The organism is Mycobacterium intermedium (assembly GCF_002086275.1).
GTDB classification, from domain to species: domain Bacteria; phylum Actinomycetota; class Actinomycetes; order Mycobacteriales; family Mycobacteriaceae; genus Mycobacterium; species Mycobacterium intermedium.
The window spans coordinates 90034-115546 of sequence record NZ_MVHT01000005.1 but is presented as its reverse complement, the minus strand read 5'-3'; the positions used below and the strand labels follow the sequence as shown (position 1 = coordinate 115546).

Below are 25513 nucleotides of genomic sequence, written 5' to 3'. Positions count from 1 at the left end.
GTTCGATATCCGAACATTTGAGCGATGCGTGTCGCACGGGCAAAACGCTAGCCCTCACCACCGACAAGTTCGGTTCGGTCGTTGCGGGTCTCATGAACGCCGGATACCCGAACGCGCCGAGAGTTACACACTTGTTATTCAGGTGCTCAGACGTCGAATCACCGGTATGCGACACGCAGGTCGAACACATGTTTGATTCTCGCGCGGGGTGGGGCTACATTCATTTCCATGAGCGACAGCAACGACACCTCAGGCACTGGCGCGCAAGGCGGACTGCATCCGGTGGACCCGACGTTGACCGAACGTCAGCGGACCATCCTGAATGTCATCCGCACCTCCGTCGTCAACCGCGGATACCCGCCCAGCATCCGGGAGATCGGTGATGCGGTCGGCCTGACGTCGACTTCGTCGGTTGCTCATCAGTTACGCACCCTGGAGCGCAAGGGCTACCTGCGCCGTGACCCAAACCGGCCGCGGGCGGTTGACGTCCGCGGCGCCGACGACGGTGCGCCGACGGCGCCGGTGACCGACGTGGCCGGGTCAGATGCGTTGCCGGAACCCACTTTTGTCCCGGTCCTCGGACGTATCGCGGCCGGTGGGCCGATCTTGGCGGAGGAAGCGGTCGAAGACGTCTTTCCACTGCCGCGTGAACTGGTCGGCGAGGGCACGCTGTTCCTGCTCAAGGTCGTCGGTGATTCGATGGTCGAGGCCGCGATCTGCGACGGTGACTGGGTGGTCGTGCGGCAGCAGAACGTCGCCGACAACGGCGACATCGTCGCGGCCATGATCGACGGCGAAGCCACCGTCAAGACCTTCAAGCGTGCCGGTGGTCAGGTCTGGCTGATGCCACACAACCCCGCGTTCGATCCCATTCCCGGTAACGACGCGACCATCCTCGGCAAGGTCGTCACCGTCATCCGCAAGATCTAGCGTCAGTCCGCTCTGACGAAGCCGTTGGCTCGCGCGGTCTCTTCGCTGGTGAACCAAAGCTCAGCGAGTGTGTCGTGGTACAAGGGGCTGCTCGGCGTGTAGTACAACCCGAACCGCGCGCTGGCCTTGATGGGATAGCCATTGGGCGGCCGGTACGGGTCGTCTTCCAGCGGCAAGTGGATGGTGGGGCGCACTGCCGCCGTGGGGCCCGCCGCGGCCGCCGTGACCGGCTCCGACACCGGGTTCAAAGCCGGTTCGTGGCCGCCTGACAGCGCGTAGTCCTCGTCATCGTCGGGATCCGCGGCCGCGTGCCGTCCCGACCGAGCTCGACGTGGCGCGGGCGGCTGGGAGCCGGCATCAGGGAGCACGATGTCAGGACTCGAAGGCTCACCGGCGTCCGAAGGCTCACCGGCCGCACCGCCGCTCGTCGGGTAGAAGGTGTCCGGAATCGCTTCCCGGCCGTCAGACTCGTCGGGCCTTTCCGGGACGCCGCCATCCGATACCGGCGCCTCCGGGGCTCCCGGCGCAACGGCACTGGGCACCAAAGCTTCCGGGGCGAACTCGTCGGGCGCGACGGTTTCTGGAACGTCGGGCTCCTGCAGAACCTCCGATTCCTCGACCCGGGCACCGTCGGCCTCGGCCAGGGCCTCGGTCAGGGCGCCGTACGACGGAATTGGCGTCGTGTCCACCGAGTCAGGGTCGTCATCTTCGTGCGGGCTCGCATAGTCGGCCGCGAGCTCGTCAATGTGCGGTTCGGGCTCGACGTCGGAGTCCCGCGCGCCCTGCTCGAACGACCCGACCCCGGCTGCGCCGCGCGGCCAGCTGACTCGCGGCGCGGCCCCAGACTCCGGTGCAGCTGGTTCCTGCGGACGCTGATCCTCCGACCGGAACTGCTCGGACCCGAAATCGCCCTCGTCTCGCGACCCCCAGTGCCCGTCGGGACCGGCGTCATAGCCGGCAGCGCCCTCGTGTTCGTGTTGGTCTTCGTGTTCGTAGTGCCGGTCGAGCTGGTCGTAAGCCGCGGGCTCGCCTGCCGCGGCCCGCCGCCGACGCAAACTGAGCACCACCAGGACACACATGACGATGAGCAGCAGCACCGGCAGGATCCCCACCAGCCACCACCAATGCCAGGTGAATTTCTTGTCCTGCGGCGCCGGCCCCGCGGTGGCGGGCGCATTCTGGCCCGTCACCTGCACGCCCGACAGCAAAGGAGCGAGGTTCGCCGGGTCGGTGCTGAAGGAGTTCTTGGCGCGGTTCCAGGAAATCTTGCCGCCGGCGAACTTCTGCGAGATGACGTCGCCGTCCACGGTCTGATCGGCGACCGGTGCGCCGAGCTTGCCCGTGGGGCCCTTGAGCTTGTCCCAGGCGGCCTTCATGGCTCCCCGCACCACGAATGCCCCGTGTTCGGGAGTCCAGAAGATCACCGGTTTGTCAGCGGCCGAGAACTCAACGATTCGGCTGGCTGGGGTGATGCCGCCATCGGTCTCGTTGCTGGTGGGGAAACCCAGATCGCTGCTGACGGGCCCGCCGAGGGATTCGTACTTCTGCAGGATGGGACCTTCGACGGCATTCGCCCCGGTGGCTGGGCTGTAGAAGATCTTCCCGCCATTGAAATCCTGGGCGATGCCGTCACCGCCGATGGGATATTGACCGCCTTTTTTGGCACCTAGCGAGCCCGCTGCGCCACCAGCGGCGCGCCAGGCCATGTTGATAGCTGCCGTGGGATCGAGCGTGATCTGCAGGTCTTTCAGCTGGTCGCCCAGGTTCCCCGGATCGGTGGTGAATTCCTTGGTCTTCCGGTTCCAGGAGATCGAGCCGCCAGTGAACTTCTGCGAGGCGACGTCCCCGGCATAGGTTTCGTCGGCAATCGGAGCTCCCAAGACTCCGCCCGAGCTGCCGAGCCGGTCCCAGGCCGCGTTGATCGCGCCACGCACGACGAAGGCACCACGATCGGGTGTCCAGAAAATCACCGGGTTGTCGCCGGCGGCGAAGGTGCCGACCCGGCTGTCCGGTCCGGCAAGGCCGGGAACCTCGTTGATCGTTGGGAAGCCCAGGTCACTGTTGACCGGGCCGCCGAGCTCCTCGTACTTGTTTAGGATCGGGCCGTACAGGTAATGAGCGCCGGTGTCCGGCGTGAAGTACATCTTGCCGCCGTCAAACTCGAGGGCAAAGCCGTCGCCGACCGGGTAGACGTCACCCTTACGCGCGCCCAGCGTGGAAGTGGCTCCCCCGGCCTTTTCCCAAGCGGCCATCATTGCGGCCTCGGCGTCGCCGATTGGGGACGCCGAGGCAACGGGCGCGGTTGGCGCCAGCAACACAGCAGTCATCGCCGCAGCCACCAAGCTCAGCAGCGCACGCCCGACCAGCCTGCTCACTTGACCCCTCTGCCCGTTCACCAAGCCTCCCAGCCGATGGCCCCAGCTCCGTTTCGCATAGTCGCCGGGCTCGCATAACTTTGCTCTTGCGAACGAGAAATGCGAAGTCAAATCGTAGATATTACGGAAACGGATATCCAGCCGATGTCGAAATGATGCCGGGCTGCCGCCGTGTCGCGAGAAAGTGCAGTGCGGCCGGCCGGGTGGTTGCGCTACCGTGCCGTAGTCATCTGCCCCACCGATGCCGCGGGAGGAATCCCAGCACCAATGGGTGTTTCCGGAGCCGTCTGGGGCCTGACGATCGTCCTGATCGTGGGTCTGATGGTGTTCGACTACACCGTCCAGGTACGCAACACGCACGTGCCGACGTTACGTGAGGCGGCAATCTGGTCAACGTTCTATATCGGCGTTTCGGCTGTTTTCGGGATGGGCGTGGTGATATTCGGCAGCCCGAGCATGGGCGTCGAATACTTCGCGGGCTATCTGAGCAACGAAGCGCTGTCCGTCGACAATCTGTTTGTCTTCCTGGTGATCATCAGCAGCTTCGAGGTGCCTCGCATTGCGCAACAGAAGGTGTTGTTGTTCGGCATAGCCTTCGCTCTTGTTGCGCGCACCGGGTTCATCCTGCTCGGCGCCGCCCTGATCGAAAACTTCAGCTGGGCGTTCTACCTGTTCGGTCTTGGCCTGTTGGTCATGGCGGTCCACCTGGCGAAGCCGGAAGAGGACGAAAGCCGCAGTGCCGACAATGTCATGGTCCGGTCGGCTCATCGCTTCCTGCGGACCTCGGCGCACTACGACGGCGACCGCTTGCTCGTCGTCGAGAACGGCAAACGGGCGATGACCCCGCTGGTGGTGGTGATGTTCGCCGTCGGCGGCAGCGATCTGCTGTTCGCCTTTGATTCGGTGCCGGCGATGTTCGGTTTGACCCAGAACGTCTTTCTGGTCTTCGCTGCGACCGCGTTTTCGCTGATGGGCCTGCGCCAGCTGTACTTCCTGATCGACAACCTGCTGGATCGGCTGGTGTATCTGTCGTACGGGCTGGCACTGATTCTTGGCTTCATCGGCGTGAAGCTGATCCTTCAGGCGTTGCACGACAACAACATTCCGTTCATCAATCACGGCAAGCACGTCGCGCTGACCGAGGTCAGCACGCAGACGTCATTGGTCGTGATAGTCGTGATCCTGACCATCACCGCGTTGGTTTCGGTCGTCTCGGGACGCGGTCGCATGCAGAACTCCGTGAACCGGGCCCGTCGCATCGCTTGCGAATATCTCGACCTGGGCTCAGCGGCGGATCACGCCGAACGCGAGGCCAAATTCGTCGCGCTGGTGGCAGCCGAACACGAGATCGATTCGCTGGCAATGAAATACCGCACCAACTCACAACAGGAACGCGAACTGCGGGCGCTGTTGCAAAGCGCCCGCGTCGCGCACGAAGCGTACAACCTGCAGAGTTAGACCCCGAGACTGCGGCCCACGATCTCCTTCATGATCTCGGTCGTGCCGCCGTAGATCGTCTGCACCCGGGCGTCGAGATATGCACGGGCAACGTTGTATTCGCGCATGTAGCCGTACCCGCCGTGCAGTTGCAGGCAGCGGTCGATCAGGTGGACCTGCTTCTCAGTCGAGTACCACTTGGCCATCGCGGCCTGTTCGGCGGTCAGCTTTCCTTCGAGGTGCAGTGCGACGAACTGATCGACCATGATGCGCACCACCGTGGCCTCGGTGGCCAGTTCGGCCAGCAGGAACCGGCTGTTCTGGAAGCTGCCGATCGGCTTGCCGAATGCCTTGCGCTCCTTGGTGTATTGCAGCGTCTCTTCGAGCACGGCCTCCATGGCGGCGGCGGCCATCACCGCGATGTTGATGCGCTCTTGGGGCAGGTTCTGCATCAGGTAGATGAAGCCCATGCCTTCTTCACCGAGCAGGTTTTCCACCGGAACCTTGACGTCGGTAAACGACAATTCGGCGGTGTCCTGAGCGTCCAAACCGATCTTGTCCAGGTGACGACCGCGCTCGAAGCCCTCCATGCCACGCTCGACGACCAGCAGACTGAACCCTTGCGCACCTTTCTCGGGGTCGGTCTGGGCGACGACGATCACCAGATCCGAGTTGATTCCGTTGGTGATGAACGTCTTCGACCCGTTCAGTACGTAGTGGTCGCCCTGCTTGACGGCGCGGGTCTTGATGCCCTGCAGGTCGCTACCGGTTCCCGGCTCCGTCATAGCGATCGCGGTGATGATCTCTCCGGTGCAGAACTTGGGCAACCAACGCTGCTTCTGCTCCTCATTGGCCAGGTGCAACAGGTACGGCGCGACGATGTCGTTGTGCAGGCTGAATCCGATACCGCTGAAGCGCCCGCGGGTGGTCTCCTCGGTGACGATCGTGTTGTAGCGGAAATCCGGGTTGCCCCCGCCGCCGTACTCCTCGGGCACCGCCATCCCGAGAAAGCCCTGCTTACCGGCCTCCAGCCAGACCCCTCGGTCGACGATCTTGTTCTTTTCCCATTCGGCGTGATACGGCGCGACGTGCCGCTCCAGGAAGCTCCGGTAGGACTCGCGGAACAGATCGTGCTCGGGTTCGAAAAGTGTGCGCTGGTATTTGATGGCGCTGCCCATGGATGACCTTCCGAAAATGAAGACTGGCTTCCCCGAATATACCAACCGGACGGTTGGTAGATGCCCCGGCCCATTCCGGCATTGACCAGGTCCCGAACAGTCGGGGTGAGCTTGCGGCGCTACTGCGACGAGAACGGTCGCAGGCTGGCGGCCAGTGCCACCGGGACGCGGGCTTTGATCCGGGTGCCCTCGGGGTCGTGCTGGGTTTGCTGTACGCGTCCGTCGGCGTGCACGCGGGCGACCAGATCGCCGCGGTCATACGGGATCACCACGTCGACCGCGGTGTCGGTGGGGGCTACGAGCTCGGCCATTCGGGTCCGGAGTGCGTCGATTCCGTCCCCGGTGCGCGCGGAGACGAACACCGCACCGGGCAGTCCGTGCCGAAGCTTGGCCAGCGCGAGGTCGCTGGCGGCGTCGACTTTGTTCACCACCAGCAGTTCCGGCGGCGGTTCGCCGTGATGATCGGAGATCACCTCGGAGACGACTTGACGGACCGCGTTGATCTGTGCGAACGGGTTCACATCGGATCCGTCGACAACATGCACCAACAGGTCGGCGTCGACGACTTCCTCCAGCGTTGAGCGGAACGCCTCCACCAATTGAGTGGGCAAATGCCGCACGAAACCGACGGTGTCGGTGAGCACGAACGGGCGCCCGTCGTCGAACTGCGCACGACGAGTGGTGGGTTCCAGCGTGGCGAACAGCGCGTCCTGCACCAGCACCCCGGCATCTGTCAGGGCATTCAGCAGGCTGGATTTGCCCGCGTTGGTGTAGCCGACGATGGCAATGGACGGGACGTCGCTCTCGAGCCGTCGACTGCGCTGAGTGTCACGCACCTGCTTCATGGCCTTGATCTCGCGGCGCAGCTTCGACATGCGCTCGCGGATACGACGGCGATCGGTCTCGATCTTCGTCTCACCGGGGCCGCGCAGGCCCACTCCGCCGCCGCTGCCACCGGCGCGTCCGCCGGCCTGTCGCGACATGGATTCGCCCCAACCCCGCAGCCTGGGCAGCATGTACTCCATCTGCGCCAGCGAGACCTGGGCCTTACCCTCCCGGCTGGTTGCGTGCTGGGCGAAGATGTCCAGAATCAGCGCGGTGCGGTCGATGACCTTGACCTTGACGGCCTTTTCGAGAGCGGTCAGCTGGGCCGGAGACAGTTCACCGTCGCAGATGACGGTGTCGGCGCCGGTCGCGACGACGACCTCGCGCAGCTCGGCAGCCTTGCCCGAACCGATATAGGTGGACGGATCGGGGCGGTCACGGCGCTGGATGAGGCCCTCGAGCACCTGCGAGCCCGCGGTTTCGGCCAACGCGGCCAGTTCGGCCATGCTCGCCTGGTTGTCGGCCGCGGTGCCCTCGGTCCATACCCCCACCAAGACGACCCGCTCCAGCCGCAACTGGCGGTATTCGACCTCGGAGACGTCGGTGAGTTCGGTGGACAGCCCGGCGACCCGGCGCAGTGCCGATCGGTCGTCGAGTGCGAGTTCACCGACGCTGGGTGTGGTGTCTTTGTCGAACGAATCAGAATGTGTCATAAGCAAGATCCGATGGTGGCAGGTCCTGCGGACCGGCGCATCTGAATATTCACGATGTTCACGCCAGCGATTTCCACCAATCGTCGGAAAGCTCTCCCCGGGCCACCAGCACCGACGGTCCGCGCAGGAAGCTGGTGGCGTTCGTGACGGTGACGCTGACCTCACCGCCTGGTACGCGGACGGTCAGTGAGCCGGTGTCGGCGCCCGTGCTGGCCAGCGCGGCGACCGCCGCCGCGACCGTGCCGGTGCCGCAGGAACGGGTTTCCCCCACGCCGCGTTCGTGTACCCGCATATTGACCGCCCCACCCACGGGCGCCGTCAGCACCTCGATGTTGACGCCCTCGGGGAACTGCTCGTGGTCGAAATCGACGGGCGCCGCGACATCGAGTGCGGCCAGGTCTTCGTCGGACAGCTGGGGGTCCACGCAGGCCAGGTGCGGGTTGCCCACGTCGACCGCCATGCCGGCGAACCGTCGGCCACCGACCACGGCTTCGAATGCCGCCGAGCCGGCGCCGAGTTTGTTGGCCTTGCCCATGTCGACGGCGATGTCAGCGGTGGTCTGATCCACCTGGTGCACCGTCACCACGCGGGGCCCTGCCAGTGACCCCACGACGAACTCGTCGCGCAGCTCCATCCCGCTGGCCCGCAAGTAGTGCGCGAACACCCGCACGCCGTTGCCACACATCTGCGCGGTGGACCCGTCCGCGTTGCGGTAGTCCATGTACCAGTCGTAGTCGCTCACGCCGTCGGGCAGGCGTTCCAGGACACCGGCCTTGAGGAGCGCACCGGCAGTGGTGACCCGCAAAACGCCGTCGGCACCCAACCCCCGGCGCCGATCGCACAGGGCGGCCACCCGATGAGCGGCCAGGTCAACCCCTGCATCCGCATCGGGCAGCAGAACGAAGTCATTCTGGGTGCCGTGGCCCTTGGCGAAGATCACTCGATCAGGATACGTTCCGCCACGCGCGCAACGCGTCGTCGACGATCCCGTCCGCCTGAGTGTCCAACCAATGCACCCGGTGGTCCCGGCGGAACCAGGACCGCTGGCGTCGCACATAACGCCGGGTGCCTATGAAGGTTTGTTCGCGGGCCTCGCTCAGCAGATCGGCGTCACCGCCCTTGTCCAGAGCCGCGATCACCTGGGCGTAGCCCAGCGCCCGGCTCGCGGTGACCCCATCGCGCAGACCCTTTTCCAACAGGTCGCGGACTTCCTCGACCAGGCCCTGCTCGAACATTGCCTCGGTACGCCTCCGCAGACGCTCATCGAGAATCGTTGTGTCGCAATCTAATCCGACGATAACGGTGCCCCACCGTGGGACGCCGATGCGCGGCGCGGAGGCGGCAAACGGCTGCCCGGTGAGCTCGATCACCTCGAGCGCACGCACTGTGCGCCGGCCGTCGGTGGCCAGGATCGTCGCGGCGGCCGCGGGGTCGCGGCGAGCCAGTTCGGCGTGCAGCGCGCCGACGCCGATCTCGGCCAGCCGCTGTTCCCATCGCGCCCGCACCGCCGGATCGGTCGCGGGGAACGACCAGTCGTCGAGCAGCGACTGGATGTAGAGCATGGAACCGCCCACCACCACGGGCACCGCTCCCCGAGCCGCGATCGCCTCGATGTCAGCGGCCGCGGCCTGCTGGTAGCGGGCCACGGTCGCGGTTTCGGTCACATCGAGCACGTCGAGTTGGTGGTGCGGGATACCGCGGCGCTGTGCGACGGGCAGCTTCGCCGTCCCGATGTCCATGCCGCGGTAGAGCTGCATCGCGTCGGCGTTGACGATCTCCGCGTCGAATTCGCCGGCGAGCCGGTCCACCACGTCGAGGGCCAGTTGTGACTTGCCGGTGCCGGTCGGGCCGATGATCGCCAGCGGCCGCACGGCCGCCTCAGAGTTGCCAGACACCGGCGAAGTACCCCACGCCGTAGGGCGCACCACGGTAGAGCTCCTTGGCCGCGCGCGGTCCCGGCTCGGCAAGACCGGCCAAAACGTGAAATGCATTGCGCCCCAGAATTTGTGGTGGCAGTCGATGCAGTGCGCCGATGTCACCGCCGGCCAGGGCGTCGTCAAGGTGGAGCTGGAACTCGGCGCTGCGCGGGTCGTAGCCGCCGGGGGCTTTCGAGGTCAGGCTGTTGGCGCCGTCCGCGACGACCAGCACGCCGACGGGTTCGGGTGCCTCGTCGATTTCGGCTCGTAATGCCCTACCACGGGTCAGCGCAACATCCGGATCCTCGTCGGTGGCATAGCTGTACACCTGAGCTTCGGCGTCCGGCCGCACCTGGCCTCGCACCCAGCCGGCCATGAGAGCGCACAAGGGCAGCTCGGACGGCAGCTGCATGGGGTCACCCGGTGACAGTCGCACGCGCACGTCCGCGCCGAAGCCGGCAAATGTGCCAACCGCGTCCGGTCCGACCGAGATGTTCCGGTCGCCGACGCCGATGGCAATCCAGCGCGGCGGTAACAGGGCGGCCGCCGCGGCTACCGCCGCCGACAGGTCCGCCAACTCGGCCGAGGCTGCGCCGGCCAGTTCCGGTACCAGCACCGGTGCGGACGGGACGATCGCGATCGAGCTGAGCACGCCACCAAACTAACGTCTCGGTTAGGCGGAACCGACCCGGATGCCGGGGCCTACCGGGTCTTACCGAGCCTCAACGGGCTTTATCGGGTCGCAGAGGACCCCAGCGCCGTGCCGGCGCTGTCGGGAGCTGGGCCGCCCTCCACATCCTCCTTGATGTCGCGGCCAGTTTCGGCGACCATCGTCGCCGCCTCACCGCGGGCTAACCCGACGGTCGCAGCGATCACCACAACCACCGCCGCGAGCAGGACGAACCCCTCATATCCGGTGGCGTCAAGGGTCTCGCCGAGCACGGTGATCCCGAGCACCGTGGCCACAACCGGCTTGGCCACCGTGATCGTGGGCAGCGAGGCAGTCAGCGCGCCCGCACGGAAGGCGGACTGCTGGAAAATCATCCCGCACAGGGCCGTCGCCAACCAGGGGTAGAACTCCGGAGCGACAAGCACGCCGGCGAAACCCTTTTCATGCAAAACGTCGACGACGCCCTTGGTGAACACCGCGAACAGCGCCAACGACGCACCCGCGACAATCGCCAGCAGGACCGCAGCCTGGGGTCGGCCAACCCACACCCGCGCCAGCACGACGCACAACACCAGCAATGGGATCACCACCGCGGCCACGATGACCCAGATGTGCAGGGGCGCTCGGTGACGGCCTTCGGTCGGGTCGCCGACTTTGATGGCCACGGCCAGAGCAGCCGCGAGGAGCACCGCCCACATCCACTCAGACCGGGTGATGCGGTGTTTGGTCATCCACGAGTAGATCGGCAGGGCGAAGAGCAGCGCCGACACCTGCAGTGTGGTGACCAGCATGACGGAGCCCCAGATGAGCGCCACGGCCTGCAGGCTGTAGTTGATGACGGCCGCCACTCCGCCGAGCCACCAGCGGGCGTCGCGCAGCGACAGGCCAAACAGTTGTAGGTGGCCGACGTGCTGATCGGTGACCTCTTGTGCGGAACGCTGGCGGATCACGTCCCCGGTCGCCGATGCCAGCGCAGCGCATAACGCGATGATTGCGGCCAGCTGAAACCCGGTCATATGTGACCCCTCAATTCCCCAAAGTCCCCACCAGCATTCCCCCTGGCAGGTGCGCATACACCTGTCGTTCGCTGGTGGTTCGCTGAATACTCTATGGTCCTGCTCACAGTCCCGGAAGTTGTTCTCGGCTGCTAATGCATTTGGATACTTGCTTGCCAAGCTAAGCGGATCCGGTGCCTCCGCTGTGTAGTAGCTGTGCGAGATGGGTTCGCAACCAGTGTGCGTCGGCATCTGCAAGAAGCGCTACCGCGTTACCAAAACGGGATGTGGAGCCCGGCCAGAAGCCGGCCCAGAAAGCGCTGGTTCTTCGATGAAGCTGTACCCGGCGGGCCCGACACTGCCGAGGTCGCGGCACAGGGCCCTGTGCAACTGCTTCATACTGTTGAACACTGGTTGGCAGTGCCTGGCGACCGGCACGCCCGGCCGACCAACCGAATGGGTGCCGCTTCGCGCGGCAGGTGCGCGGGAAAGTGCCGCGCGAAGGGTAGGTGACGAGCGTATGACGGCTAGCGAGTCCAGTAGCGACACTTCCACCGGGTCGGCACCCGGACCCGTCCCCGGAGCGGTTCCGCGCCCTGGACCGCGTCCAGGCCCGAGGCCGGTGCCGCGACCTACCTCCCACCCGCTGATAGCGCCTCCGCGCAGCGATCCCCATCAGTTCGGCCGTGTTGACGACGACGGAACTGTCTGGTTGATCAGCTCGGCCGGCGAGCGCATCGTCGGTTCCTGGCAGGCCGGCGACCCGGAGGCCGCGTTTGCGCACTTCGGCAGACGATTCGACGACCTGGCTACCGAGGTCACGCTCTTGGAGGAGCGCCTGGCGTCGGGTACCGGTGATGCTCGCAAGATCAAGGCCCATGCCCTGGCGCTGGAGGAATCCCTGCCGACGGCGAACGTGCTGGGCAATGTGGACGCGCTCGCCGCTCGACTGGCCGCGCTGCGGGAGCACGCCGATGCCACCGCGGCCGAGGCTCGTGCCAAACGTGAGGAGCACCGGGCCGCGCAGACTGCCCGCAAGGAGGCGTTGGCTGCCGAAGCAGAGGACCTGGCGGCAAATTCGACTCAGTGGAAGGTCGCCGGCGACCGGCTACGCGCGATCCTCGACGAATGGAAGACGATCAGCGGCCTGGACCGCAAAGTCGACGACGCATTGTGGAAGCGCTATGCCGCCGCCCGGGAGGCGTTCAACCGTCGACGCGGCTCGCACTTCGCCGAGTTGGACCGTGAGCGGTCGAACATCCGGCAAGCCAAGGAACGGCTTTGCCGGCGGGCCGAGGAGCTGTCCGACTCCACCGACTGGACCGCGACCAGCGCCGAATTCCGCAAGCTGCTATCCGACTGGAAGGCGGCCGGGCGGGCGAGCAAGGACGTCGACGATGCCTTGTGGCGTCGATTCAAAGCCGCGCAGGATGCATTCTTCAGCGCCCGCAACGCCGCGACGGCAGAAAAGGACGCTGAGCTGCGTGCCAATGCGGCCGCCAAAGAAGCGTTGTTGGCCGAGGCGGAGAAGCTGGACACCAGCAATCGGGAGGCCGCCCGCGCGGCATTGCGGACCATCCTCGACAAGTGGGATGCCATAGGCAAGGTGCCTCGCGAACGGTCCGCCGAGTTGGAGCGCCGACTGCGCGCCGTTGAGAAGAAGGTGCGGGAGTCCGGCGAGCCGGATGGGCCGGACCCGCAGGCGCAGGCCCGAGCCGAGCAGTTCCGCGCCCGCGTCGAGCAATTTGAACAACAGGCTGCCAAGGCCGAAGCGGCCGGAAAGACCAAGGAGGCCGCAGAGGCCAGGGCAAACGCCGAACAGTGGCGGCAGTGGGCTGAAGCCGCTGAAGAAGCGTTGACCCGCCGGTCTTAGCCGTTTTTCCCAGCCGTTTCTACCAGCCGGTTCTCCCAGCCGGTCGGGGTCGTTACTGGGCGGAGGTCCCGGGGTCGGGGCCGCCGGCCGCCTTGCCGTCGTCGCGCGTGTCGTCCTCACGCAAGTTGTCCAGCAACGTCCTGGATTGTTGCTCGGCGACCGCGCGCCGACGCTGCTCTTCGGCCGCGAGCTGGACGATGGTGCGTTGCCACACCACCCGAGCCCAGTGGAACGTCAGCACGATCACGGTGAACCACGTGACGAAGATGCCGATGGCCGGACCGGGATGCCCGGTCGCCACTGTCTGGCGTGACCAAATGGCCAGCATCCCCGAAGCGCTGGCCAGCGCTGAGCCCGCCAACGCCACCCAGGCCACCGCCCAGCGTCTGGTCAGCAAGGCCAATATCGAGAAGCCGACGCCGAACACCAGCGCCAACCAGGCGAAAACCCGCTCGGGTAGGCCGACGGCGGCCGCGCCGGCGCCGTGACTGCCAAACAGTAGGTCCCAGCCCCGAACGCCGCCGGTGTGGGGCAGCGCAAACGATCCCACCAGGACGAATACCAGGATTGCGACAACCAAAGCCCTTGCCCCAGGGTCGATTTCGCGCGCAATGCGGCGCTCCGCCGCTTCGATTTCAGATCGGAAGGCGTCGAATTCCGCCACGTTCAGCTCTCCGTTCATTTGTCGCACCCGCCCGAGCATCCGGTGAGTTCGACGGGTGCGGCGGGTCCGGTCTGAGGCCGCCCGACTCCGGGAATGCCCAGTCCGACACCGCGCGGACGCTCCCCCGCGGCGTGTGCGTCACCGGCGCGGGTGCGACGGTGGGTGAGGATGCCTGCGTCGGCGATCAGATAGTGCGGTGCGGCGTCGGTGACTTTCGTGGTGATGATGTCGCCGGGACGCACGTGCTCGTCGCCGGCGGCGAAGTGGACCAGCCGGCCATCGCGCGCCCGCCCACTCATGCGTGCGGTGCTGGCGTCCTTTCGTCCTTCGCCGGTGGCTACCAGCACCTCGACGGTCTGCCCGATCAGTGCGGTGTTTCCTTCCAGCGAGATCCGCTCCTGAAGTTCCACCAATCGCTCGTAGCGTTCCTGTACGACAGCTTTCGGTAGCTGCCCGTCGAGTTCGGCCGCCGGCGTGCCGGGACGCTTGGAGTACTGGAAGGTGAACGCCGCGGTGAACCGTGCTTGCGCCACCACGTCGAGGGTGGCCGCGAAGTCCTCTTCCGTCTCACCTGGGAATCCCACGATCAGGTCGGTGGTGATCGCGGCGTGCGGCATGGCCGCGCGCACCCGCTCGATGATCCCGAGGTAGCGCTCGGCGCGGTAAGACCGGCGCATGGCACGCAGGATGCGGTCCGATCCGGATTGCAGCGGCATGTGCAGGGCTGGGCACACGTTGGGCGTTTCCGCCATGGCCTCGATGACGTCATCGGTGAATTCGGCCGGGTGCGGTGAGGTGAACCGAACCCGCTCGAGTCCGTCGATGTCCCCGCAGGCCCGCAGCAGCTCGGCGAATGCCCCCCGGTTTCGCGGTAAAGCGGGATCGGCGAATGAGACGCCATAGGCGTTGACGTTCTGACCCAGCAGCGTGACCTCGAGCACGCCGTCGTCCACCAGGGACCGGACCTCGGCGAGGATGTCGTTCGGGCTGCGGTCCACCTCTTTGCCCCGCAGCGACGGGACGATACAGAACGTGCAGGTGTTGTTGCAGCCGACGGAGATGGAAACCCAAGCTGCATAAGCGGATTCGCGCGCGCTGGGCAGCGACGAAGGGAACTCCTGCAGCGCCTCGGCGATCTCCACTTGGGCGGCTCGGTTGTGTCGTGCGCGTTCGAGCAACGTGGGCAGCGACCCGATGTTGTGGGTGCCGAAGACCACGTCGACCCACGGAGCCTTGCGCAGCACCGTGTCGCGATCCTTCTGCGCCAGGCAGCCGCCGACCGCGATCTGCATGTCGGGATTGTCGCGCTTGCGGGGCGCCAGGTGGCTGAGGTTGCCATAGAGCTTGTTGTCGGCGTTCTCCCGCACGGCACAGGTGTTGAAGACGACGATGTCTGCGTCGGAGCCGTCGGCGGCCCGCTGATAGCCGGCGGCCTCGAGCAGGCCGGCCAGCCGCTCGGAGTCGTGCACGTTCATCTGGCAGCCGTAGGTGCGGACCTGGTAGGTACGCGCCGAAATCGCGCTCGGGGCATCCCCCGGCACGTCTCGCGCCACCGTCGAAGTCACCCGGACATGGTACGGCGAGCCGGGCCTGCTCGATGAACGCGCAGGCCGGGGCACGAAGCCGGGCGGGTTAAGCGGACCCAGTGGCGCGCTTGACGGCGTACATGTTCCTGTCGGCGGCCCGAAGCGGGTCGGGCTCCCCCGCGGCGATCCCGGCGCTGAAGCCGACCTGCCCGCCCACCTCTGTCCAGCGCTGACGCAGCCGGGCCACGACCTGCTCTGCGTCGCTGTGGTCGGCCCCGAGCAGCATCAGCAGGAACTCGTCACCCCCGATCCTGAACACGACGTCGTCCTGGCGCACCGACCAGCGCAGCGCGTCGGCAAAGGTGACGAGGAGTTCGTCGCCGGCGGCGTGCCCGTGCGTGTCGTTGTACTGCTTGAAGTTGTCGAGGTCGATCAGCACGATCGTCGACTCTCCGGTGTGCAATGACAGCTGGTGGCCGAGCGTGCTGCGGTCGAGTAGCTGGGTGAGCGCATCGGTCTGGGCGATCTGGTGCAACAGCTCCGTCTGCCGCGTCAGCTTGGCGATCAGCCAGGCCGGGACCTCGGCCACGATGACCCACATGAGTGCGGCGGTCACCGCGGTCGGCGGCACCCCGCCAGGATGGGGGCCGGTGCCCACGATGAACGCGACGACACCGAGCGGCGCGAGGACCAGCGAGCGCCAGCGCGGACACGTCAGCCCGATGTAGACGAACGTGATCGTGATCGTGCCCGGCAGTTGCCGAGTGGCATCCGAGTCGACGGACCCGACGAGGATCGTGAAGAGGAGCGAAACAATCGGCCAGCCCAGGAGCAGGATGCGCTTGTTCTGCCAGCCGATCATCCTGCCGACCACCGCGACAGCCCCGACTAAAACCGTTGCCCCGCACAAGAGCCAGTACAGCCGGACGTCGACGCTGCCGCCGGCCACGTACGCGGCGTGCGCGCCGGCGGTGCCGTAGAGCACGACCAGGATGAGGAACCCGATCAGGCCGATCGCGTGCCAACGACCGGTCGACGGCTGAGAGTCGAACGGCCGGGGCACGAGCCAAGGATAAAACTAGACTCGCCGACGCTCCCGTTCTGCGGCCAACTCGGCCAGGACCACCTCACACGCCAGATTCTGGCTGTAGCCGCGACGTGCCAGCATCCCCACCAGCCTGCGGCTAACCCGCGTCTCGTCGGTCAGCGACTCCCGCCTCAGCTTGGCCCGCACCAGCTGTTCGGCTCGAGCCCGCTCGGCGCCGGCATCGATGCCGTTGAGCACCGTGGTGATGATGTCGTTGTCGACGCCCTTGGTGTGCAACTCGGCGGCCAGCGCACGCCTGCTCTTGCCCGCGTTCACTCGACGGGATTGCACCCACTGTTCGGCGAAGTCGGTGTCGTCGACCAGTCCGACGGCGGCCAACCTGTCCAAGACTCGGTTGCTGATGTCGTCGGGATAGCCACGTTTTGCCAGCTGGCCGGCAAGCTCAGCCCTGGTGCGTGCTCGCGCGGTGAGCAGGCGCAGGCACAAGGCCCGCGCCAGCTCCTCGCGAGACGGCTCAGAAGTCGACGGGGGCGGGCAGGACGCTGTCATCGGTCACCACTGCACCAATGCCGAGCTTTTCCTTGATCTTCTTCTCGATCTCGTTGGCCGTGTCGGCGTTCTGCATCAAGAAGTTGCGAGCGTTCTCCTTGCCCTGGCCGAGCTGCTCACCTTCGTAGGTGAACCACGCGCCGGACTTGCGGATAAAGCCCTGATCCACGCCCATGTCGATCAGCGAGCCTTCCCGACTGATCCCCTTGCCATAGAGGATGTCAAACTCGGCCTGTTTGAAGGGTGGCGAAACCTTGTTCTTGACGACTTTGACGCGGGTCCGGTTGCCGACCGCGTTGGTGCCGTCCTTGAGCGTCTCGATGCGCCGCACGTCCATGCGCACCGAGGCGTAGAACTTCAGTGCCTTTCCGCCTGTTGTCGTTTCGGGCGAGTTGTGCACCATCACACCGTCGACGAAGTAGTTGTGGTTGCCCTCGACCTCGATGTCGAAGCGATTCATCGAGCGGGTGTGCGGCTTGACGTGGACATCGAGAATCCGGGCGGGGACCAGCGCTTGAGTCGATTCAACGAACTCGGGCATCACTTTGCCCTGGCCACGGAACCGGGGCAGCAATTTGTACTCCATGGATGGCGCCATGTACGGCGCCACCAACTCCTGGAACTTGGACGAGGACGCCGTTGAAAACGTCAATACCGCCTTGCCGGCCGAACCTGCGACGCGCAGACGCACATCCATGCCGTATGTGTCGCGCAGGTAGTCACACAACCGCACCCTCGTGCCCTCGCTCATTGCCTCGACACAGATCTCAATGCGACCGGTACCGCCATCAGTGCGCTGCTGCAATCCCTTGGAGCGCAAGCTGAATGAACCATCATCCATGTACCAAATGGCCAGCGCCAACGGGGTCAGCGCCTTGAGGTACTCCTCCGAGAAGAACTTCTTCCCGTCCCCCAGATACACCGCCCGCTGCAACTCAGCGAGCTCTGGCAGCGGGGTGAAGTCGACAAAGCTTGCACCCTTGGAGTTCTCCCGCACGGTGTGCTGGATATTGCCCATCAATGCGGTTTTCCACCGCAGGTACTCCAACTGCTTGGCACCGTGCCCCAGTCGGAACCGGACGCCATTGCGACCCCGCAGGTTGGGCGACAGGTTCCCGTCACCCATAAGCGAGCCCAGCACCACCTGGAACTGCTGCTCACTCAGCAGATGGGGTTCGGTGACCAGCACCCTGTCGCCGGTGTTGAGGTCTCCGGCTTCGGTCCAGCCTCCGGGCGTGCGGATGAGGTGGTTAGGTGTGGCGGCAAACTGCGACTTACCGTTGCCACCGGACTTCTCAACGGTGAACTGCAGAAACTGCTCGGCGGGCCCGTTGTTGAACCAATTGACCACTTTGCGCGGGACAATCTTGTTTGCCACCGGGTCGTAGGACAGCACCTCGACGTCCATTTTGTTGTTGACGATTTTGCCAATCTTTTCGGTGCTGCCGTCTGCCAGGGTCACACGGGTGGAGTAATTCATGCACCCGAACATCACGCCGATTTTGTCGCGGAGCTGGTTGATGAAGATCGCCGTGGTTCCCGCATTGTTCAGCGCCCCAGTCATTTTCCGCAGCGCCTGGCTCATCAGCCGGGCTTGCAGTCCGACGTGGCTGTCACCCATCTCGCCCTCGAGTTCCGCGCGCGGAACCAACGCCGCCACCGAGTCGATCACCAGGATGTCGAGCGCGCCGGAACGGATCAGCATGTCGGCGATCTCGAGGGCTTGTTCGCCGGTGTCCGGCTGGCTGACCAGCAGGGCATCGGTGTCGACGCCGAGCTTCTTGGCGTACTCGGGGTCCAGTGCGTGCTCGGCGTCGATGAACGCGGCGACACCGCCGGCGGCCTGGGCGTTGGCCACCGCGTGCAGTGCCACGGTGGTCTTACCCGAGGACTCCGGCCCGTAGATCTCCACCACCCGGCCCCGCGGCAGGCCGCCGATGCCCAGGGCGACGTCCAGTGCGATCGAGCCGGTCGGAATGACCGAGATCGGTTGGCGCACCTCGTCACCCAGGCGCATCACCGAACCTTTGCCATAACTCTTCTCGATCTGGGCCATCGCCAGTTCGAGGGCCTTCTCACGGTCGGGGGCTTGCGCCATGATGCTTCTCCTGTGATCGGTGTTGGTGACCGGTTCGGTCGGTTAGCCGCGACACTAGGCGTGGGGTCTGACAAGTTCTGTTCGGATGATGATCACCACAGTAGCCGAACACCTGTTCGATCATGGTTCGACACGCCGGTGTGGCAGTATCAGCTACCGAAGATCCCATGAACATCTCGGCGGAGCTGTCCGAAATTTCCTCCTATGGAGGGTTTTTCGCGCTGACCGTGGGCGGTGACGCGACGGGGTGGCATCCCGTCAACCAGTCATACGCCCATGGTTTTGCGGATCTGATCGACACCACCGTCCAGCGCTACGGCACGTCAGAGCTACGAATCGGCGCTTCCCTGGTGCAACTCGCGCACGCCGCCCGGCTGTGGGCACCGGTCCTGGCGTGCGCATTGGCTCACGGTGTCCTGCCCGACCTGACCGACCTGCAGCGCGCCGACAACGGGACCCAGCTGCGGCTACCCGAACCCCGCGGCGAACGCGTCCAGCCATCCGCGGCGCTCCTGTACCGCATTGTCGTCACCGAGCACATGGAGGCGTTTGCAGCCGGGTTGCGCGTCAAGGTGGCACCCGCTCTGCTGTCGGGCAATATCGCGTCCGCCCTGGTCGGAGCGGCCAACGCCTTGCTTCGCGCGCGGCCCGACTTGCGGGAGCCGGTCGTAGGCATCACCCACGAACTGCTGAACCTCGGCTCCCTCGCCCGAACCGGAGTGATAACCCCGCCGCTGGCGTTCACCCGGCGCAGTTGCTGCTTGTTCTACCGCGTGCCGGGCGGCGGCAAATGCGGCGATTGCCCGCTCTAGCCCAGGCCGGGATCACCACTGGTCGCGAGGCACGTCGAAATCCACGCACAGAGCCCGCCACACGTCCCGGGGTTCGACACCGTCTTCGATCGCCTGCGCGGCGGTCCGGCCACCGAAGCCGCTCAGCACATGGTCGACCAACACCGACGCGCCGTAGGCAGCACCGAATCGCAGGGTGACCCGCTCGTTGAACTCCGTCAGCCGCACGTCAGCCAAGATACCCAGCGGACTAGGCCGGCTAGCCCGCCCGACTAGCCAGCCAAGGCCAGCGCTTCGTGGCACACCCGCACCGGGTCGGCAACTTCGCTGATGCTCGCGGCCGCCCGCTGCGCGGCTGCGCGGTAGCTCGGCGACGACAGCACCTCGCTTGCTGCAACCGCAAGCGCATCACCGGTCAACGGCCGAATCAGCCGGCCACTCCCCTGCCGTACCACCCGATTGGCCATCTCCCACTGATCCCCACCGCCCGGCACCACCACCAGCGGCACCCCGGCGAGCAGCGTCTTGGCAACGATCCCGTGGCCGCTGCCGCAGATCATCAGGTCGGCGTGTTTCAGCAATTCGTCCTGGCGGCCCAACCCGACAACGGCCCACGGCGGGACGGTCAAATCCTCACCCCCCAGCCGCGACACCACCACCCGCGACCCTTCGGGCAGCGACTCCCCGGGAATCAGACTCTCCAGCGCGACTTCGGCCAGTCCAGCGGTTCCGGTGTGTGCGGTCGAGGGTGCGACGACGACAACGGGCCCGGAGCCCGCCGGGATGTCCAGGATTCGGTCGGTCGGCTCGAAGTGCAGCGGGCCCACGACGACGGCCTCGGCCGGCCAGTCTGGCCGGGAAACCTCCAGCGCGGGCAGTGTGGCGATCAGCCGCCGCAACGGCCCCGGGTCGCGGGCCGGCAGTCCGATATCGACGCGCGCGGCGGCGCGTTGCCGCAGACCCGCGCGCAACGAACGCGCCGTCAGCGCCCTCATGGTGGCGTCCCGCAGCCTGCCGCGGGCCCCGGTGCCCGGCGCGAGCCCGCTGCCGATCGGGGGCAGTCCCTTGGAGGGCAGATACAGCGGATGCGGGCTGAGTTCGACCCACGGGATGCCCAGCAGCTCGGCGGCCATGCCGCCGCCGGCGGTGATCACGTCGGACACCACCAGATCGGGCGCCAGGTCGCGCAGCGTCGGCGCGATGAGCACGGCCATCCGTGCGGCCCGCCGGTGGATTCTGGCCCCGGCGTCGACATCCTCGTCGGTCGCTTTGAGGCCGTCCAACTCGATCGCATCGAGCCCGGCACCGCGGGCGGCTTCCAACCACTCCACCCCGGTCAGCAATGTGGGCCTGTCGCCGACCTGGCAAAAGCGTTGGCACAGCGCAATCGCGGGGAACGAGTGTCCGGGGTCCGGCCCGGCAACCACGGCGACGCGCACGGGCCCTACCCTGCCACAACCGCGCTCGCCTAGGCTGGCGACCATGACTGAGCTCACTCAGACGACGACCACTGACAACATCCGCGTAGTCGAAGGATTCCTCAACGCACTGCAGGACGAGGATTTCGACACTGTCGAGGCGTCATTCGATGACAACCTCGTTTACGAGAACGCCGGTTATTCACGGATCAAGGGCGGCCGGCGAACCGCCGCGCTGCTACGCAGGATGGAAGGGCGAATCGGCTTCGAGGTGAAAATTCACCGCGTGGCGGCCGACGGGTCGGCGGTGCTTACCGAACGCACCGACGTGTTGGTTTTCGGCCCGTTGCGAATCCAGTTCTGGGTCTGCGGAGTCTTCGAGGTGCGCGACGGCCGAATCACGTTGTGGCGCGATTATGTGGACGCGTTCGACATGCTCAAGGGGTTGGCGCGGGGTCTGGTCGGGCTGGTCATCCCGCCCCTGAAACCGACCCTGTAGCTCCACAACGCGCGCAAACCGTACATCCATTCGGCGAAATCGCCCGCTGCCCCCGGCGATAACCGACACCCGCCGGAAAATAATTCGGCGCAAGTTTAATAAACCTGAAAAAATTCAGGTCGAGCCGCTATACGATTCTGCTGCCCAGTCTCGAGGGTGAGCTCGCGGCCCCCAGATAGGCACGCTCTGTTGACCCATTGCGTATTTGGAGGTCCCGGATGTCATTTGTTATCGCGGCTCCCGAGTTCTTGACGGCGGCAGCAACAGACTTGGCAAGCGTCGGTTCGGCGGTGGGCGAAGCCAGTGCGGCCGCCTCGGGCCCCACCATCGAAGTGCTGGCAGCGGGTGCCGATGAAATCTCGGCCGCCGTCGCCTCGGTGTTCGCGAGCTACGGCCAGAGCTACCAGGCCATCAGCGCGCAAGCGTCGGCGTTTCATCAGAGCTTTGTGCAGGCGTTGACGGGGGGCGCAAACGCGTATGCGGCCACCGAGGCGGCCGCCGTATCTCCGCTGGGGCCACTGCTCGACGCCATCAATGCGCCCTTCCTAGCTGCGTTGGGACGCCCCCTGATCGGCAACGGCGCCAACGCCAAACCGGGTTCCGGGCAGGACGGCGGGGCCGGCGGGATCTTGTGGGGCAACGGCGGTAACGGCGGATCCGGCATCCAAGGCGGCGGTCAGAAGGGCGGCAACGGCGGGGCGGCCGGGCTGTTCGGCAACGGCGGCCGCGGCGGCGATGGCGGAGCCGGACTTTCAGCCGCAACTCCCAACGGGGGGGCCGGCGGCGCCGGAGGTGCAGCTGGGCTGCTGGCGGGTAGCGCCGGGGCCGGTGGCAACGGCGGCTATGCCGACCTTGTTGCTGGCGGGACCGGCGGGGCCGGCGGTGCCGGCGGCGCCGGTGGGCTCTTCACCCCGGGTGGCGTTGGCGGCATGGGCGGCGCCTCTCACTTCGCTACGGGCGGTGCCGCTGGCAGCGGTGGCCCGGGCGGGGCTGGTGGGCTATTCGCTGGCGGCGGGGCCGGCGGCGCCGGCGGCGCCAGCGTTAACGGTAACGGCGGTAGCGGCGGGGCCGGCGGGGCCAGCGGACTGTTCGGCCCGGGCGGCGGCTACGGCGGCGCCGGCGGCACCGCCCTTGCCGCGGCTGGCACGGGCGGCCACGGCGGTGCCGGCGGGACCGGCGGGCTGTTCGGTTACGGCGGTGACGGCGGGGACGGCGGCTTCGGCGGTAAGGCCGGCGGTGGCGGCGGCGCGGGCGGCGCGGGCGGCACGGTCTTAGGCGCCGGCGGGGGCGGCGGCGCGGGTGGCGACGTCACCGCCGCTGGTGGGACCGCCGGCGCTGGCGGTAACGGCGGCAATGCGGGCCTGTTGTGGGGCCTCGGCGGCGGCGGCGGCAGCGGCGGCTATGGCATCGGACCCAACTCGGCCGGCGGCGCCGGCGGCGGCGGCGGTACCGGCGGCCTGATCGGCAATGGCGGCGCTGGCGGCTCCGGCGGGTCGGGTCGATCAAGTGGTGGGGCAGGCGGGGCCGGTGGCAATGCGGGGGCGCTCTACGGCTCCGGCGGAGCTGGCGGCGGCGGCGGCGCGGGCGTGAACGGCGGCACCGACGGCGGTGTCGGCGGCGCCGGCGGCAAAGGCGGGTTGATCGGCGACGGCGGCAACGGCGGCAACGGCGGCGACGGGCTGGTAGGCAAGGGCGGCAATGGCGGTCAGGGCGGCAGCGCCTTCGTGTTGGGCAACGGCGGTAACGGCGGCAACAGCGGAGTTAGCGCCAATTTTGGTGCCGTCGCCGGCCTCGGCGGCACCGGCGGGCTGTTGCTGGGGCTGAACGGCCTAAACGGCCTGCAGTACCCGTAGCCGGTAGCTCGCGCGGAGCGAGCCCTCAGCTAAGCCCGGCGCAAACCACCGAGTTCGTCGAACGCCTGCGCCCAGCCAAGCAGGCGATCGGTCGCGCCGGTGAGTTCTTCGCGGTAGCGCTGTTGCGCCAGCGGCGTGACGGCCCCGGCGCCATCCCCATTCGCAGCCGAGACCAGATGCGCTGCGGCGGTCACCATTTCGTTGTACTGACGCACGCCGGCGCCCAACTGAGCGGTGTACGCGTTGATGGTCGGCACCAGGTAATCACGCGACGATGGTGTGTCGTGCGCGGCTCGCTCCATCGACACCACCTCGGCCGCCGTGGCAGCCATCGCCGCTGAGGTCCGCTTAGCCGCGTTGGTCAGGTCCGTAATCTCGTCGGGCGGCAGCATCGCCCCCCGCTCCAACACGCCCAGCAGCGAAAAGAACCCCCGTTCGGAAGCACCCAACGCATACATGGCCGGCCGTGCGGCCGAACCCGGCGGAGGCAGCCGACGCAGCGTCGTCGGCCGCTCAGCCGGCAGTGGCTCCGACTTGAGCCCGTAATAGCGGAAGAACAGCAACGTGGCCGGGAAGGCCATGAAAGCAGCGACGGCGCCGGTGATCTGCAGCAGTAGCGTGAACCAGCCCCAAGCCGCCAGAACGGCCGTCACCAAGCCCCAGAACACGCAGCCGAAGGTGAAAATCCAGGCCCAACGCAGCGCTCGGCGGCGCCGGCGAAGCAATCGGGCCCGTGGATCGCTGGCCGCGCTGATCTTGCGGGCGACCACGTCGGCCACGTCGGCGGCAGTGTCGAACCCGCGCTGCAACAACCCACGCCACAGACCACGCTGACCCGACTTGACCGCCATCAGTTACCGCTGAACCCTTACTGCCCGTACGGCTTCTCGGTCTGGGCGGGCGGAGCCGGTGTTGCCGGGGTGACCCCGGGAGCCGGCGCACCACCCGCAGGCAGCGCGTCGCCGCGCATCGACGCGCGAATTTGCTCGAGCCGGGAATGCCCGGCCATCTGTATGCCGGCCTGCTGGACCTCGAGCATGCGGCCCTGCACCGAACTCTGCGCGAGTTCGGCCGAACCGAGCGCGTTGGCGTAGCGACGTTCGATCTTGTCGCGCACCTCGTCGAGGCTCGGGGTGTTCCCCGGGGCGGCAATCTCGCTCATCGACCGCAACGACGCGCTGACCTGTTCCTGCATCTTGGCCTGCTCGAGCTGGCTGAGCAGCTTGGTGCGCTCCGCGATCTTCTGTTGCAGCACCATGGCGTTCTGCTCGACGGCCCGCTTGGCCTGAGCGGCCGCACCGAGCGCCTGGTCGTGCAACGCCTTGAGGTCCTCGACGTTCTGCTCTGCGGTAACCAGCTGGGCGGCGAAGGCCTCTGCGGCGTTGTTGTATTCGGCCGCCTTCGCGGCGTCTCCGGCGGAGGTGGCCTGGTCGGCCAGGGTCAGCGCCTGCCGAACGTTGACCTGCAATTTCTCGATGTCCGCCAGCTGGCGGTTAAGACGCATCTCCAGCTGACGCTGGTTACCGATCACCTGGGCCGCCTGCTGGGTCAGCGCTTGGTGGTTGCGCTGAGCTTCTTCGATGGCCTGCTGAATCTGGATTTTGGGGTCGGCGTGCTCGTCAATCTTGGAGTTGAACAGCGCCATAAGGTACTTCCACGCTTTGACGAACGGATTAGCCATCTGTGAGCTCCGCCTTCGTTACTTGTATGCCGGATGGGCGCATTCCCTGTCGCTCAAATTACCGGTTCAGCGCGGATCGCCCCACCCCGTGTGCCTATCTGGTCGCAATAGGACCGTCAGGCTACCGCGAGAGACACCACCGGGGGAATGACCACCTTGGTGCTGGCGTCGATGGTTGCAGTGCTCTCGGCGCGTTCCTCAGACGCCATCCGCTCCGCGGCGTCGAAGAGCACGTGCGACAACGGGACCTGCAGCGCATCACAAATCGAGGTGAGCAACTCGCTGGACGGCTCCTTTCGGCCCCGCTCGACCTCCGACAGATAGCCCAGGCTGACCCGCGCTGAATCTGATACCTCGCGCAGCGTCCGGTTCTGCGAAGTCCGGGCCTCGCGCAGCACGTCGCCGATGACCTCGCGTACCAATGACGCCATGGTGGTCTCCTTCGTATGGGTTCACGCCTGGACGGCATCTATT

At 66.5% G+C, this 25513-nt stretch carries 23 protein-coding genes; 6 read left to right on the top strand and 17 right to left on the bottom strand.

Annotated elements, in window-relative coordinates:
• Nucleotides 1-228: 228 nt before the first annotated feature.
• Nucleotides 229-930 (top strand): transcriptional repressor LexA, encoded by a 702-nt coding sequence (gene lexA, locus BST27_RS03295; RefSeq protein WP_069421087.1) that lies wholly within the window; start codon nt 229-231, stop codon nt 928-930.
• Between the two features lie 2 nt (nt 931-932).
• On the opposite strand, the gene BST27_RS03290 is transcribed toward lexA, so the two are convergent.
• Nucleotides 933-3326 carry a sunset domain-containing protein gene (locus BST27_RS03290; RefSeq protein ID WP_197518170.1) on the bottom strand — a complete coding sequence of 798 codons (2394 nt, stop codon included), beginning with the start codon at nt 3324-3326 and terminating at the stop codon, nt 933-935.
• Nucleotides 3327-3572: 246 nt separating this feature from the next.
• Between BST27_RS03290 and BST27_RS03280 the strand changes: the two genes are divergently transcribed.
• Nucleotides 3573-4763 (top strand): TerC/Alx family metal homeostasis membrane protein, encoded by a 1191-nt coding sequence (locus BST27_RS03280; protein ID WP_069421086.1) that lies wholly within the window; start codon nt 3573-3575, stop codon nt 4761-4763.
• Here BST27_RS03280 and BST27_RS03275 read toward each other — a convergent pair.
• From BST27_RS03275 to BST27_RS03250, 6 genes are all read right to left on the bottom strand, one after another.
• Nucleotides 4760-5920, bottom strand: coding sequence for an acyl-CoA dehydrogenase family protein (locus tag BST27_RS03275; RefSeq protein WP_069421085.1), 1161 nt, complete (start codon nt 5918-5920; stop codon nt 4760-4762). The genes BST27_RS03280 and BST27_RS03275 overlap by 4 nt on opposite strands.
• A gap of 119 nt (nt 5921-6039) precedes the next feature.
• Nucleotides 6040-7458 (bottom strand): GTPase HflX, encoded by a 1419-nt coding sequence (gene hflX, locus BST27_RS03270; protein WP_069421084.1) that lies wholly within the window; start codon nt 7456-7458, stop codon nt 6040-6042.
• A 58-nt stretch (nt 7459-7516) separates the two neighbouring features.
• Entirely contained in the window at nt 7517-8398 is an 882-nt protein-coding gene (dapF, locus tag BST27_RS03265; RefSeq protein ID WP_069421083.1) for a diaminopimelate epimerase, read from the bottom strand.
• Between the two features lie 4 nt (nt 8399-8402).
• The gene (gene miaA / locus BST27_RS03260) at nt 8403-9329 is read right to left on the bottom strand and encodes a tRNA (adenosine(37)-N6)-dimethylallyltransferase MiaA (RefSeq protein WP_069421082.1); all 927 of its coding nucleotides are present in this window, start codon (nt 9327-9329) and stop codon (nt 8403-8405) included.
• A 7-nt stretch (nt 9330-9336) separates the two neighbouring features.
• Complete coding sequence (locus BST27_RS03255; protein WP_069421081.1) at nt 9337-10026, bottom strand: class III extradiol ring-cleavage dioxygenase family protein; 690 nt, start codon at nt 10024-10026, stop codon at nt 9337-9339.
• 80 nt (nt 10027-10106) lie between these two features.
• Nucleotides 10107-11060 (bottom strand): DMT family transporter, encoded by a 954-nt coding sequence (locus BST27_RS03250; protein WP_069421080.1) that lies wholly within the window; start codon nt 11058-11060, stop codon nt 10107-10109.
• Nucleotides 11061-11559: 499 nt separating this feature from the next.
• On the opposite strand from BST27_RS03250, the gene BST27_RS03245 reads away from it, so the two are divergent.
• A complete protein-coding gene (locus BST27_RS03245; protein ID WP_079220139.1) occupies nt 11560-12912 on the top strand; it encodes a DUF349 domain-containing protein in 1353 nt (450 codons plus the stop codon).
• Between the two features lie 52 nt (nt 12913-12964).
• On the opposite strand, the gene BST27_RS03240 is transcribed toward BST27_RS03245, so the two are convergent.
• From BST27_RS03240 to recA, 5 genes are all read right to left on the bottom strand, one after another.
• Complete coding sequence (locus tag BST27_RS03240; protein ID WP_069421079.1) at nt 12965-13594, bottom strand: Rv2732c family membrane protein; 630 nt, start codon at nt 13592-13594, stop codon at nt 12965-12967.
• Nucleotides 13591-15141 (bottom strand): tRNA (N6-isopentenyl adenosine(37)-C2)-methylthiotransferase MiaB, encoded by a 1551-nt coding sequence (gene miaB, locus BST27_RS03235; protein ID WP_069421078.1) that lies wholly within the window; start codon nt 15139-15141, stop codon nt 13591-13593. Before miaB ends, BST27_RS03240 begins: the two co-directional genes overlap by 4 nt.
• Nucleotides 15142-15208: 67 nt before the next feature.
• On the bottom strand, nt 15209-16165 hold the full coding sequence (locus BST27_RS03230) for a GGDEF domain-containing protein (protein WP_069421077.1): 957 nt from the start codon (nt 16163-16165) through the stop codon (nt 15209-15211).
• A 15-nt stretch (nt 16166-16180) separates the two neighbouring features.
• Nucleotides 16181-16699 carry a recombination regulator RecX gene (gene recX / locus BST27_RS03225; RefSeq protein WP_069421076.1) on the bottom strand — a complete coding sequence of 173 codons (519 nt, stop codon included), beginning with the start codon at nt 16697-16699 and terminating at the stop codon, nt 16181-16183.
• Entirely contained in the window at nt 16665-18797 is a 2133-nt protein-coding gene (recA, locus tag BST27_RS03220) for an intein-containing recombinase RecA (RefSeq protein ID WP_069421075.1), read from the bottom strand. The genes recX and recA overlap by 35 nt, the downstream gene beginning before the upstream one ends.
• Before the next feature lie 167 nt (nt 18798-18964).
• Here recA and BST27_RS03215 point away from each other — a divergent pair, with 167 nt between their 5' ends.
• A complete protein-coding gene (locus BST27_RS03215; RefSeq protein ID WP_069421104.1) occupies nt 18965-19609 on the top strand; it encodes a (2Fe-2S)-binding protein in 645 nt (214 codons plus the stop codon).
• A 12-nt stretch (nt 19610-19621) separates the two neighbouring features.
• Here BST27_RS03215 and BST27_RS03210 read toward each other — a convergent pair whose 3' ends face one another.
• The gene (locus tag BST27_RS03210; RefSeq protein WP_069421074.1) at nt 19622-19816 is read right to left on the bottom strand and encodes a DUF3046 domain-containing protein; all 195 of its coding nucleotides are present in this window, start codon (nt 19814-19816) and stop codon (nt 19622-19624) included.
• A gap of 44 nt (nt 19817-19860) precedes the next feature.
• The gene (locus BST27_RS03205) at nt 19861-21027 is read right to left on the bottom strand and encodes a glycosyltransferase (protein ID WP_069421073.1); all 1167 of its coding nucleotides are present in this window, start codon (nt 21025-21027) and stop codon (nt 19861-19863) included.
• Nucleotides 21028-21070: 43 nt separating this feature from the next.
• Between BST27_RS03205 and BST27_RS03200 the strand changes: the two genes are divergently transcribed.
• Together BST27_RS03200 and BST27_RS03195 are read left to right on the top strand one after the other, a co-directional pair.
• The gene (locus BST27_RS03200; RefSeq protein WP_069421072.1) at nt 21071-21505 is read left to right on the top strand and encodes a limonene-1,2-epoxide hydrolase family protein; all 435 of its coding nucleotides are present in this window, start codon (nt 21071-21073) and stop codon (nt 21503-21505) included.
• Between the two features lie 218 nt (nt 21506-21723).
• The gene (locus BST27_RS03195) at nt 21724-23358 is read left to right on the top strand and encodes a PE family protein (RefSeq protein WP_083148373.1); all 1635 of its coding nucleotides are present in this window, start codon (nt 21724-21726) and stop codon (nt 23356-23358) included.
• Nucleotides 23359-23387: 29 nt separating this feature from the next.
• Here BST27_RS03195 and pspM read toward each other — a convergent pair whose 3' ends face one another.
• From pspM to clgR, 3 genes are all read right to left on the bottom strand, one after another.
• On the bottom strand, nt 23388-24209 hold the full coding sequence (gene pspM / locus BST27_RS03190) for a phage shock envelope stress response protein PspM (protein WP_069420337.1): 822 nt from the start codon (nt 24207-24209) through the stop codon (nt 23388-23390).
• Nucleotides 24210-24226: 17 nt separating this feature from the next.
• Entirely contained in the window at nt 24227-25039 is an 813-nt protein-coding gene (gene pspA, locus BST27_RS03185) for a phage shock protein PspA (RefSeq protein ID WP_069420338.1), read from the bottom strand.
• 116 nt (nt 25040-25155) lie between these two features.
• Nucleotides 25156-25470 carry a transcriptional regulator ClgR gene (gene clgR, locus BST27_RS03180; protein WP_069420339.1) on the bottom strand — a complete coding sequence of 105 codons (315 nt, stop codon included), beginning with the start codon at nt 25468-25470 and terminating at the stop codon, nt 25156-25158.
• Between the last annotated feature and the right edge of the window lie 43 nt (nt 25471-25513).